Raw genomic sequence first — 12,347 nt, 5'->3', positions numbered from 1 at the left:
AGAGGATGGACGGAACAAACTAGGAACTCTCGGTAGAATAGGCTATGCTAGGGACCCTAACCATTTATAGAAAATAGGTTGATTTGTCTTGAGCGAGCCGCACGATATTTTACCCTCCGACCGTCTCCCAGTAACGATTGAGGAGGAAATGCGCTCCTCTTACCTGGCTTATGCGATGTCGGTGATCGTCTCCCGCGCTTTGCCAGATGTGCGCGATGGGCTGAAGCCTGTGCATCGCCGTATTTTGTACGCTATGCGAGAGAGCGGCTTTACGGCGGATAAGCCTTATCGTAAATCGGCCCGCGCGGTCGGTGACGTGATGGGTAAATATCACCCTCATGGTGATAGCTCCATTTATGATGCTATGGTCCGCATGGCGCAATCATGGTCCATGCGTGTGCGGCTTGTGGATGGGCAGGGTAATTTTGGCTCTGTCGATGGGGATAGCCCTGCGGCTATGCGCTATACCGAGGCCCGCTTAGCAAAATCAGCCTCTTTCCTGCTGGATGATATTGACCGCGATACGGTTGCCTTCCAGCCTAATTATGATGAGAGCGAGCAAGAGCCGCAGGTTCTTCCGGCTGCCTTCCCGAATCTTTTAGTTAATGGGGCGTCCGGTATTGCGGTGGGTATGGCTACGAACATCCCACCCCATAATCCGGGCGAGGTGATTGATGCTGTCCTAGCCCTTATTGCTAACCCGGATATGACGCTTGAAGACCTCATGCAGATTGTCCCGGGGCCGGACTTCCCAACGGGGGGAATTATTATGGGCCGCCGGGGTATCCGGCAGGCTTATGAGACAGGCCGTGGCTCCATCCCTGTGCGTGCCCGTGCTGAGATTGAGGAAATCCGTAAAGACCGTTTTGCCATTGTGGTGACGGAGATTCCTTATCAGGTCAATAAAGCGACGTTGCAGGAGAAGATTGCCGACCTTGTCCGCTCTAAGGATATTGAAGGCATTTCCGACATCCGCGATGAGAGTGATCGCTCCGGTATGCGGGTGGTGATTGAGCTAAAGCGTGATGCTACGCCGGAAGTGGTGTTGAATCAGCTTTATCGCTTTACGCAGCTTCAGACGAGTTTTAGCGTGAATATGCTGGCTCTGGATGAAGGCCGCCCCCGTACGATGGGGCTGCGCGATGTGTTGGATGCGTTTATTCGCTTCCGTGAGGATGTGATTCTCCGCCGGGCGCGGTTCGATTTGAATAAAGCGCGCGACCGTGGGCATTTGCTCGTTGGTCTGGTGCTGGCTGTGGCGAATATTGATGAGGTCATTGCCCTCATCCGCTCCGCACCAGATGCCGCTACAGCGCGTGAGCAGCTCATGACGCGTACATGGCCCGCTGCGGATGTAGAGCCGCTGCTGGAATTGATCCATGATGAAGGCAATGTGATTATTGATGGCCGCGTCCATCTTACCGAGGCACAGGCGCGCGGTATTTTGGAGTTGCGTCTCCAACGCTTAACAGGGCTTGAGCGGGAGAAGATTCAGGGTGAGTTGGCAGAGGTCAGCCAGCGCATTACGGAATTGTTGGGGATTATCGGCAGCCATGTCCGCCGTATGGAAGTCATGCGGGAGGAACTTCAGGCCGCACGCGCTGCTCTGGCAGACCCGCGTTGTACGGAAATCTCCGATGCGCTGGGTGATCAGTCCGATGAGAGCCTGATTGAGCCGGGCCAGATGGTTGTGACCATCACGCGCGATGGCTTTATTAAGCGGACCCCGCTTGATTTATTCCGTTCGCAGAATCGCGGTGGGCGGGGGCGCACGGCAGCAGGGCGGCGTGGTGATGATATCGTCATCCGCAGCTTTAATGCCCATACTCATCAATGGGTGTTGTTCTTCTCCTCTGGCGGGAAGGCGTATCGGATGAAGGTCTGGCATTTGCCAGAGGCAGCCCCAACCGCCAAAGGCCGCGCTTTGGTGAATCTGCTGCCGGAATTGGGCGAGGATACTATCACTGCCGTGCTGCCGTTGCCGCAAGATGAGGAGCTGTGGGATGATTTGCATCTCGTCTTTGCCACAGCAAGCGGGAATGTGCGGCGTAACCGGTTAAGTGACTTCCGCAATATTCGTTCCTCTGGCCTTATCGCGATGAAGCTGGATGAAAATGACCAGCTCATTGGCGTGGCAACATGCCGGGAGGGGCAGGATGTCTTTCTTGCCACGCGTAATGCACGTGCGATTCGCTTCCATATCACCGATGATGTGCTGCGTGTTTTTGCAGGGCGTGGCAGCACCGGTGTGCGGGGTATTCGCCTCGCTGATGGGGATAAGGTGGTCTCTCTGGCCGTATTGAATCACGTTGAGGCAAGCGTGGAGGAGCGTGCTGCTTATCTCCGCGCCGCAAATGCACATCGCCGCGTCCTTGCCGCTCAGGCGGGGGATGAGACCCTTGAGGAGGATATTGATGAGAGCAGCGATGTCGCCTCTGATGAAGAAGGGCTAGAGGGGATTCTCGCTGATAGCCCACTGAGTGAGGAACGCTATGCCGCGCTTGAGGCGCAGGAGCAAATCCTTCTCACTGTGACAGATACAGGCTTTGGGCGGCGGTCCTCCGCGTATGATTATCGCGTCTCCGGCCGTGGGGGGCAGGGCATTAATAACATGACCTTCTCCAATGCGCGCCGCGGTCGCGAGGTGGTCGGCACGCTTGTAACGCTAGATGGTACAGATGTGATGATGGTGACCGATACAGGCCGCCTTATCCGTCTGCCAGTGGAGCAAGTGCGCGTGATGTCCCGTCAGGCAGGGGGGGTAACGCTCTTCCGTGTCGATGGGGATGAGCGCATCATCAGCGTATTCCCCGTGATGGAGGAGGAGACTGAGGAGGCTGAATCTTCTGCCGAAGGTGAGGCCGAAACAGCTGAAGCCGCTACGGATGATAAAACGGATGACTAACCCGCGCATCGGTTTCTACCCCGGTACGTTTGACCCTATCACATTTGGGCATCTGGATGTGATTGACCGGGCGGCGGTGTTGTTCGATCATGTTGTGGTTGGTGTGGCAATTAACGATGCTAAGGCCCCGCTTTTAGGCTTTGAGGAGCGGCGCGGCCTTGTAGAGCAAGAGATTGCTAGCCTACCGCACCGGGATCGCATCTCTGTTACAGGCTTTGATACGCTCTTAGTCGATGCAGTTAGGCAAGCTGGGGCGGGGACGGTTATCCGTGGGTTGCGCTCTGCGGGGGATTTTGACTTTGAGACTCAGCTCTCTGGTGCGTTACGGCGTTTAGCCCCGGAGATTGAGACGGTCTTTTTGCTGGCCTCAGAGAATCACCGTACAACCGCAAGCCGGATTGTGAAGGAGATTGCCCGCCTAGGGGGGGATATTTCCCCCTTTGTCAGTGACAGGACAGCTCGTCACTTGCGGGGTAAATTAGCAGGAGGATAATGAGATGAAACGGCGGCATTTCGTCACCGCTTTAACAGCCTTATGCGCGGCTGGCGGAAGCTTGGCACAAGCTTGGGCTAGTGAGCAGGCTGATAGTGATAATTTAGGAGAGGGTACAACCATGACAGAGACAACAAGCGGGCATAAATTGGTTTTGGAATTAAAGGACGGCAAGGTTGTTATCGCGCTGCGTCCAGACCTCGCCCCTAAAGCGGTGGAGCGTTTGGAGACCTTGGCGAATGAGGGCTTTTATAATGGTGTGAAGTTCCACCGTGTGATTGAAGGCTTCATGGCGCAGACAGGCGACCCCACAGGGACGGGGACAGGCGGTAGCAGCTATCCCGACCTGCCAGCAGAGTTTAGCCAAACGGCCGTGTTCGACCGTGGGACAGTGGGCATGGCCCGTACTATGGACCCGAACTCCGCTAACAGCCAGTTCTTCATCATGTTTGATCGCGTTCCGTCTTTGGATGGCCAATATACGATTGTTGGTCAGGTCATTGAGGGGATGGAGGCTGTCGATAAGGTCAAACGTGGGGCTGGTGCCTCTGGCATGGTGCAGAATCCGGACCACATCATTAAGGCTTATGTCGAGAAGTAAGATACTGGCTTTGTAAAAGGTTTTCTTCCCTCTTAAAGAGCGCGAGAGGCGTAGAGAGGGGGAAGAAAATCATCATCATGGCGGGTTTCTCCGCTATGTGGGGTTGACGCTCCTTAGGGGAGCGGGTAGATAGCCTCTTCAAGTGAACCGGTAGCTCAGTTGGTAGAGCATTCGACTTTTAATCGAATGGTCCTGGGTTCGAGTCCCAGCCGGTTCACCATACTCTCAAAAGAGTATGCCCAGATGGCGGAATTGGTAGACGCGCAGGCTTCAGGTGCCTGTGTCCGCAAGGACGTGGAAGTTCGAGTCTTCTTCTGGGCACCAATTCTCTCGAAGAGATGATCGCTCTTTGATGAGGTATGATTCTTAAAGTTCACACCATCACAGTTTAGAGTGCTTTATTTAAGAGGTGTTGCGAGTTTATTGCAACAAGATGTCTTACTTGGTGGTATTTTGAGCTTATAGTGCAATGCAAATCCCCTATTAAGAGGGCAATTTTCTCCGACTGTTAGGTTATCGGAGTTTTTTTGTGCTGTTTTGTCTTGTAAAAAATTTTACTTTCTCTTAGAAGGGAAACCAGGCCCGGAAAGAATTGGTTTATAAGAGTTATTAAAAATAACGATTTACTTGCCTTCCTGCATCCCGATAATATAACTCTGCGATGTGTGACAGCGAGGCATACGCCGTGCAGCGTCTAGCTTGCCACTGTTACGCACTCTAACGAGTCCTCATCCACGAATAGGGAAATTATCAGGATGAAATTGAAACAATTTGGGGCAGCTCTGCTGATTGCCAGCACGACACTGACCTCTTTCGCATCGGTTGCTATGGCTGCTGATGTGCCCTCTCCGAACCAGTATTACTGGCCGAAGGGCATGAATCTGGCCAAGCTGCGTGCCCATGATTCAGAGTCTGACCCATATGGTGCAGATTATTATACGAGCTACCACAAGAAGTTCGAGCAGCTGAATCTTCAAGAAGTCCGTAAGGATATCGAGAAGGTTATGCTGACGTCCCAGCCTTGGTGGCCGGCGGACTATGGCAATTACGGGCCGTTCTTCATCCGTATGGCATGGCATAATGCTGGTACATACCGTGCTATTGATGGTCGTGGTGGTGAGGAAGGCGCACAACAGCGTTTTGCTCAGTTGAATGACTGGCCCGATAACGCTAGCTTGGATAAAGCAAAGCGTCTGCTGTGGCCTGTTAAGAAGAAATATGGCGAGAAGCTCTCCTGGGGTGACCTTATCGTCCTGACAGGTGATGTCGCGCTGAACCAGATGGGCTTTAAGACCCTCGGCTTTGTTGGTGGTCGTCCTGATGACTGGCAGTCCGAGCTGATTTATTGGGGTCCGGGCACCACATTCTTCCCCAATAAGAGCTCCTTCCAGGTTGGGCAGAACGGTACTCTGAAGCACCCGCTGGCTGCTACGCACATGGGCCTTATCTATGTGAACCCAGAGGGGCCGAACGGCGATCCTGACCCTGTGAAGTCCGCTGCGATGATTCGTCTGGCCTTCGGTCGTATGGCGATGAATGACGAAGAGACTGTGGCTCTTATCGCTGGTGGTCATACCTTTGGTAAGGCACATGGTGCGCATCCGAACTCCTGCTTGAGCGGCCCGCCGGTTGCTAACGGTGTGGAGCATCAGGGTCTTGGTTGGGCTGACCATTGCATTAAGGGCACACAGACCGCTGATGATGCCTCCACCAGTGGTCTGGAAGGCTCTTGGTCTGCTGATCCGATCCACTTCACCACACAGTACATTGACAACCTGTTGAACAATGACTGGGTGTTGGGGACAAGCCCGACTGGTGCGCATCAGTGGCACACCAAGACGGACGACAAGATCGCTCCAGACCCGGCAAACCCGAACGATCCTTCCAAGATGCGTCCGATCATGATGTTCACAACGGACATCGCGCTGAAGACGGATCCGGTTTACCACAAGATTCTTGCCCGTTGGGCTGAGCATCCGAATGAATTCGCTGATGCTTTTGCTCGTGCATGGTTCAAGCTGGTTGTGCGTGACATGGGGCCGAAGAGCCGTTACTTCGGTAGCGAAGTTCCGAAAGAGACCTTCGTCTGGCAGGATCCCATCAACATGCCAGCTAAGCCGATCAATCAGGCTGATGTTCGTGAGCTGCGTAAGCTGATTGCGGCAACAGGTCTGTCTGACCGTGAGCTGATCAAAACAGCATGGGCAGCTGCGTCTTCTCATCGCGTGACCGATCACCGGGGTGGTGCTAACGGTGGCCGTCTGGCTCTGATGCCGCAAAATGGCTGGGCTGTGAATGATCCTGAGGAGCTGAAGGCTGTTCTGCCGAAGCTGGAACAGGTGCGTGATAAGTTTAACGCTCACAGCGTTCGCAAGGTTGCTCTGGCTGACGTCATCGTTCTCGGCGGTAGCGTTGGTATCGAGGATGCAGCTCAAAAAGCTGGCGTGAAGATTCAGGTGCCGTTCGCACCGGGTCGTGGTGATGCTACGCAAGAGCAGACAGATGTTAACTCCTTCAACCTGTTGGAGCCGACAGCTGATGCCTTCCGTAACTACTATCGTGCAGATGCCGATAACACCCCGCCGCTTAACGCAATGGTAGATAAGGCTGACACGCTGGGTCTGACCATCCCTGAGATGACAGTCCTGCTTGGTGGTCTGCGTACTCTGGACATCAACTCTGGCCATTCCGCCAATGGTGTGCTGACAAAGACCCCCGGTGTCTTGACGCAAGACTTCTTCACCAACGTGTTGACGATGGATACACGCTGGCAAAAGGTTGCTGGTCAGGAAGACCTCTATGAGGGCTTTGACCGCGCAACAGGGCAGAAACTGTGGACAGCCACGGATGTGGACTTGGTCTTCGGTGCGAACCCAGAGCTGCGCGCTGCGGCTGAGGTTTATGCTTCTGACGATGCTAAAGCGAAGTTCTATAACGACTTTGTGAAGGCATGGACAAAGGTGATGAACCTGGACCGTTTTGACCTTCAGCGTTAAGCTTTGCTCTCTCTGTCAAAGAAAGAGTAGATAAAGCATTCCGCCGGGGTCTTTCCCCGGCGGTTTGTTAAGAAGTGGAGGATAGTATGTTTAAGTTTGCAGGTGGGGCTTTGGCCCTGTTTATGGCAACAGCCCTGTCCGCCACAGCGGCGACAGTCGATGTTAAAATGCTGACCCATGGCAGCGATGGTGCTTATGCTTTCGAGCCGGGGGTTGTGCGTATTCATTCTGGTGATAGCGTGCGTTTTATCCCTACCGATAGAGGGCATAATGTGCAGTCCATCCCGGGGATGATCCCTGAGGGAGCGCAGTCCTTTAGCGTGCCCTTTAGCCAAGAGCGGACAATTAAGTTCACGACACCGGGCGTGTATGGTTATAAATGTCTACCGCATTATTCTTTTGGCATGGTTGGGCTTGTTGTGGTGGATAATGCTAATAACGAGGCCCAAGCGCGTAAAGCCCCGATGTATGGCAAGGCGAAAGACCGTTTTGAGCAGCTTTTCCAGCAAGTGGATAACGCTAGCAAGTAAGTAAAAATTGTTTATAACAATGCCGGCCTTATTCCTGATCTTTTCAGGAAAAGGCCGCTTTTTTATATACAACCTATGGAGAAAGCCATGTCGGCGAAGGTGGAATTACAGGGCGAGCAACCGGCACGTTATGACGGTGTGGCAATGCTGTTGCATTGGGTGATTGCCCTGCTAATCTTTTTTTTGATAGCCCTTGGTTTATATATGGATCATGCCTCTGTGAGTGATCCAGTTGCGTTACATCAGCTGCATAAATCGGTTGGTATTATAACGATGCTGCTAATTGCAGTGCGGATTATATGGCGGTTGACGCATAAAGCCCCACCACTTCCGCAAGGTATGTCTGGTATTCAACGTGTAATGGCGGGCAGCGTTGAGGGGATTTTATATCTTTTTCAAATTCTCCTACCTGCAACAGGTTGGTTGATGGTCTCTGCCATGGCGATGCCGCTTGTATTGTTTGGTCTTGTGGCTTGGCCATTAATTCCCCTGCCGCAGAGTGTGATGGATAGTGGCTCCCTTGCAGAGATGATGCCAGGGCTGCATCAGTGGCTTGGGTGGATATTTGCTGGGTTTATTGCATTGCATGTGCTGGCAGCGTTGTATCATCGGTTTATTAAGAAGGACCATATTGTAGAGCGTATGGTGCCGGGTCATCGTTCTGACCGCTGAATGGTTCTTGCTGGAACACCCTTACTCGATTGGGAGTGAGGGTGTTTTTCTTTGGAGAATATGGTATCACTCAGCGTGATAGGTAGGATATAAAGCAAGCTATATATCCTGCTAGTGAAAGCCCGCTGAAGGAAGAGCGCAATGGCGTCAGATCATAAAAAAACCCATATCGGCAACCATAAGCTGCATCCTGAGACGGAGATGCTGAATTACGGGTATGACCCAGCTCTTTCAGAAGGAGCGGTAAAGCCGCCGGTATTTTTAACCTCCACCTTTGTGTTCCCCACGGCGGAAGATGGGCGTGATTTTTTTGATTACGTCTCTGGTCGTAAAGAGCCACCGGAGGGCAAAGGGCAGGGGTTGGTTTATTCCCGCTTTAACCATCCCAATAGCGAGATTGTAGAGGACCGCTTGGCGGTTTATGAGGAGGCAGAGCGGGGCGTATTATTCTCCTCTGGCATGTCCGCGATTGCGACCACCTTATTGGCGTATGTGCGTCCGGGGGAGGTGATTCTCCACTCCCAGCCGCTTTATGGTGGGACGGAAACTTTATTGACCAAAACTATGGCCTCTCTAGGGATGAAGTCCGTAGGGTTAGGCAGCAATGGTGTTGATGCTGGCTTAATGCGGAAGGCGGCAGAGCAAGCCATGGCAGAGGGCCATGTAGCGATGATTCTGGTCGAGACGCCTGCGAATCCAACAAATGGTCTGGTGGATTTAAAGCTGATTCGTCACATTGCAGAAGAGATTGAGGCGAAGCAGGGAAAGCGGCCTGTCATTGCGTGTGATAATACGCTCCTCGGCCCGCTTTATCAGCATCCGTTGAAGCATGGGGCAGATTTGTCGCTCTATTCTCTGACAAAATATGTGGGTGGTCATTCCGACCTTGTGGCAGGGGCTGTGCTGGGTAGTGAGGCGATGACCCGCCCGCTGCGTCAATTACGCGGGGCGATTGGGACGCATTTGGACCCGCATAGCTGCTGGATGCTTGGCCGTTCTTTGGAGACATTGAGCTTGCGGATGGAGCGGGCCACGAAGAATGCGGAGCGTGTGGCGACATTCTTAAACCATCATCCTAAGGTGCAGAAGGTGCACTTCCCGCCTTTTTATGAGGCTTCCTCAGCTGAGGGGCAGCTTTATGCCCGCCAATGCAGCGGTGCGGGATCAACTTTCTCGTTTGATATTGAGGGCGGTGAGGCTGCGGCCTTCCGCTTCCTCAATGCGTTGAAGATTATGAAGCTGGCTGTCAGTCTTGGCGGAACAGAATCTTTAGCGAGCCATCCCGCTACCATGACCCATTCTGGCGTGCCGAAAGAGGTGCGCGAGCGCATCGGGGTGACATCGTCCACCGTGCGTCTCTCCATCGGTGTGGAGCATGTTGATGACCTGCTGGTGGATGTTGAGCAAGCTCTTAATGTTGCCTGAGAGGGTGTGGCGTTAAGGTACAGTGTAGAAAAGAAAAGCCCGTCTCCATTATGGAGACGGGCTTTTTAAATGGGAGTGGAGGCGCGTTGCTTGCTAGTGCTTTAACCAACGAGCGAGCGCATTACCGAGAATCTGCATCACACTGACCATGATGATGAGGACCACCACCACACCGAACATCACAGTGGTGTTGAAACGTTGATACCCGTAGCGAATGGCCAAGTCGCCTAGCCCACCGGCCCCAATCACACCTGCCATAGCAGAGGCCCCCACCATGGAGATGAGCGTCACCGTCACCCCGGTGACGAGGCTCGGCATGGCCTCTGCAATCAAGACCGAGCGGATGATGGTTAGACGTGTCCCGCCCATAGCGCGTACGGCGTCTATCAAGCCGGAATCAACCTCCCGCAATGCCATCTCCGCAATACGGGCGAAGTAAGGAATCCCCGCAATGGAGAGTGGGACAATGGCGGCCTCGGTCCCTAAGGAGGTCCCTGCAACAAAGCGGGTAACAGGGATGAGCAGGACGAGCAAAATGATGAAAGGGACAGCCCGTACAGCATCAACAATCATACCAATAAGACGCGCTGCAAAAGGGAGGCGATAAAGCCCGCGCGGGCCTGTAGCAATCATAAATAGAGCAAGAGGCAGCCCCAATAAGACGGAAATCGCTGTGGAGGCGAGGACCATCTCCAGCGTTTGTTCTGTGGATTGGAGAATCAGCTTAAGGATGAGAGGGGACATAGCCCAAAACCTCCATGCTTTGTGTCGCTGTTTTGAGGAAGGCCAAGGCTTGCTCTATATGTTCTCCCTCTAAGCTGAGGATTATATCGCCGCTAAGGCGTTGGCTAATGGTCGTAACCCCACCTTGGAGTAAGGTCGCTTTAACGGCATAGTGTGCGTAAAGCATACTAAAGAGCGGGGTTGTAGCACTATCCCCACTCAGAACCAGCCGGATGATGGTTTTATGTGGCTCAGTTAGGGGGCTGGGGCTGAGGTTCTCAGCAATGAAGGCCGGGAGAGAAGGGCGAATATCGGCTAGCAATTTATGTAAGGTTTGGTTCTCCTGCCCATCGCGTAGGATGTCGAGCAAGGAGCCATCTTCCACGAGGCGGCCATGGTCAAGAACGAGAATCCGCTGGGCAAAGCGGCGGACAACCTCCATCTCATGTGTGATGAGGATAATCGTCAGGCCAAGTGTGCGGTTAATGTCGGCCAAGAGGGCCAATATGGAGTTTGTGGATTCAGGGTCTAGGGCGGAGGTCGCCTCATCACAAAGGAGCAATGTTGGCTCTGCGGCGAGGGCACGCGCAATGCCGACACGCTGCTTTTGCCCGCCAGAAAGTTGGGAGGGGTATTTATCCTCAAAGCCTTCCAACCCGACAAGGGCCAATAATTCGGCGATGCGTTTGGCATGGTCCTTACGGGGGCGGCCCGCGATTTGGAGGGGGAGGGCAATATTACCCGCCACCGTGCGCGAGGTAAGCAAATTAAAATGCTGAAAGACCAAGCCAATCTTGCGCCGCGCGCGGACAAGTTGCCGCTCGGTTTGGGTGGTGAGGTCCACCCCATCGAGCAAGATATGGCCTTGCTGTGGTCGCTCTAACGCGCAGAGGCAGCGCAAAAGGGTGGATTTCCCCGCCCCGGAGCGACCAATCAGCCCAACAACCTCTCCTTGCTTGATAGAGAAGGAAATATCATGCAGGGCGGTATGGTGGCCAAAAGCATGGGTTACATGCTGGATGTCAAGGATAGGCCTCATGACCACGCAGGAGTGACCGTACCGTGATAGAGGTCCAAAATCACCTGACGGACATTAGGTTGATGATAGCTCTCCACCAAGGGCTTAACCCATGGTGCATTAGCGTCATTCCCATTCACAGAGATGAAATTGACATAAGGGTTGTTGGCCAAGCCTTCTACCCCAATGCGCTCTGTCTGCGGGATGCCAGCCTTACGCGCCCAGTCCATATTCACAACCGCGGCGTCTAAATCCGGCAGGGAGCGGCCAACAACACCAGCATCAAGTTCCTCAATAGAGAGGTCACGCGGGTTTTCGGCAATATCTAGCACAGTGGGGAAGAGCCCCGTATTGCTGGGAAGCTTAATGAGGCCAAGTGTCTCTAACACATGCAGGGCACGGCCCTCATTGCTGGGGTCATTAGGGATGCCAATGCGGGCCCCCTTAGGGATGTCCGCAGGGCTGTGCCATTTATGGGAGTACAGGCCAATCGGCTGGAAGTAAGTATCCCCTACAGGGACGATGTCATACCCATGGGCCTTCTTTTGCGCATCAAGGAACGGCTTGTGCTGGAAGGCATTTGCATCCACCTCATGCTCGGAGAGGGCCTCATTAGGGGTGTTATAATCGGAGAAGGTGATGATTTTAAGGCTCAAGCCACGCTGTGCCGCATTTTGGCTCACAACGCGCCAAATATCTTCATCCTCACCGGACATGATACCGATTTTGAGCGTGCGCTCCTCCGCATGAGCTGCGGCAGAACCGAGAAGGCCAAGAGTCGCAGCCCCCGCTAGCCCTGTTGAAAGGCTAAGAAAACGACGCCGGGGGAGAGAAAAGGACCGGGACATGGGCATACCTTTCAACATTTAGGAGTGGATGGGTACTGTATTACAGACGTTTCCACCACAAGGAAAGAGGGACACGCACACCAATCATAGCGCGTGTGAGATGAGTTTTTAGCTGGTCGCTTTATTCTGTCAAGAT

At 53.5% G+C, this 12,347-nt stretch carries 10 protein-coding genes and 2 tRNA genes; 9 read left to right on the top strand and 3 right to left on the bottom strand.

Features of this window, described 5'->3' with window-relative positions:
• The first annotated feature begins 148 nt into the window (after window positions 1-148).
• The 9 genes from gyrA (at window position 149) to NQF89_RS00740 (ending at window position 9,622) form a co-directional block, all read left to right on the top strand.
• Window positions 149-2,905, top strand: coding sequence for a DNA gyrase subunit A (gene gyrA, locus NQF89_RS00780; protein WP_407652339.1), 2,757 nt, complete (start codon window positions 149-151; stop codon window positions 2,903-2,905).
• Window positions 2,886-3,398: a pantetheine-phosphate adenylyltransferase gene (gene coaD / locus NQF89_RS00775; protein WP_099026474.1), complete on the top strand. Its 513-nt coding sequence runs from the start codon at window positions 2,886-2,888 to the stop codon at window positions 3,396-3,398. Before gyrA ends, coaD begins: the two co-directional genes overlap by 20 nt.
• A 121-nt stretch (window positions 3,399-3,519) precedes the next feature.
• On the top strand, window positions 3,520-3,999 hold the full coding sequence (locus tag NQF89_RS00770) for a peptidylprolyl isomerase (RefSeq protein WP_155579011.1): 480 nt from the start codon (window positions 3,520-3,522) through the stop codon (window positions 3,997-3,999).
• A gap of 144 nt (window positions 4,000-4,143) precedes the next feature.
• Window positions 4,144-4,219, top strand: a tRNA-Lys gene (locus tag NQF89_RS00765).
• 17 nt (window positions 4,220-4,236) lie between these two features.
• A tRNA-Leu gene (locus NQF89_RS00760) sits at window positions 4,237-4,323 on the top strand.
• A gap of 431 nt (window positions 4,324-4,754) precedes the next feature.
• On the top strand, window positions 4,755-6,995 hold the full coding sequence (gene katG / locus NQF89_RS00755; RefSeq protein WP_155572634.1) for a catalase/peroxidase HPI: 2,241 nt from the start codon (window positions 4,755-4,757) through the stop codon (window positions 6,993-6,995).
• An 86-nt stretch (window positions 6,996-7,081) separates the two neighbouring features.
• Window positions 7,082-7,525: a pseudoazurin gene (locus NQF89_RS00750; RefSeq protein ID WP_155572635.1), complete on the top strand. Its 444-nt coding sequence runs from the start codon at window positions 7,082-7,084 to the stop codon at window positions 7,523-7,525.
• A gap of 87 nt (window positions 7,526-7,612) precedes the next feature.
• Complete coding sequence (locus NQF89_RS00745) at window positions 7,613-8,197, top strand: cytochrome b (protein WP_196424743.1); 585 nt, start codon at window positions 7,613-7,615, stop codon at window positions 8,195-8,197.
• Between the two features lie 141 nt (window positions 8,198-8,338).
• Window positions 8,339-9,622 (top strand): cystathionine gamma-synthase family protein, encoded by a 1,284-nt coding sequence (locus tag NQF89_RS00740; RefSeq protein WP_155572637.1) that lies wholly within the window; start codon window positions 8,339-8,341, stop codon window positions 9,620-9,622.
• 93 nt (window positions 9,623-9,715) lie between these two features.
• On the opposite strand, the gene NQF89_RS00735 is transcribed toward NQF89_RS00740, so the two are convergent.
• From NQF89_RS00735 to NQF89_RS00725, 3 genes are read right to left on the bottom strand one after another with little or no spacing between them, the layout of a single operon-like run.
• Window positions 9,716-10,366, bottom strand: coding sequence for a methionine ABC transporter permease (locus NQF89_RS00735; protein ID WP_099026469.1), 651 nt, complete (start codon window positions 10,364-10,366; stop codon window positions 9,716-9,718).
• Entirely contained in the window at window positions 10,347-11,384 is a 1,038-nt protein-coding gene (locus NQF89_RS00730) for a methionine ABC transporter ATP-binding protein (RefSeq protein ID WP_099026468.1), read from the bottom strand. The genes NQF89_RS00735 and NQF89_RS00730 overlap by 20 nt, the downstream gene beginning before the upstream one ends.
• Window positions 11,381-12,211, bottom strand: coding sequence for a MetQ/NlpA family ABC transporter substrate-binding protein (locus tag NQF89_RS00725; RefSeq protein ID WP_155572639.1), 831 nt, complete (start codon window positions 12,209-12,211; stop codon window positions 11,381-11,383). Before NQF89_RS00725 ends, NQF89_RS00730 begins: the two co-directional genes overlap by 4 nt.
• Window positions 12,212-12,347 lie beyond the last annotated feature (136 nt).

Origin of the sequence: Bombella pollinis (assembly GCF_026385485.1) — a bacterium.
Classification (GTDB): Bacteria; Pseudomonadota; Alphaproteobacteria; order Acetobacterales; family Acetobacteraceae; genus Bombella; species Bombella pollinis.
Note: the sequence above shows the minus strand (reverse complement) of the source record. Positions and strands in the feature narration are given on the sequence as shown.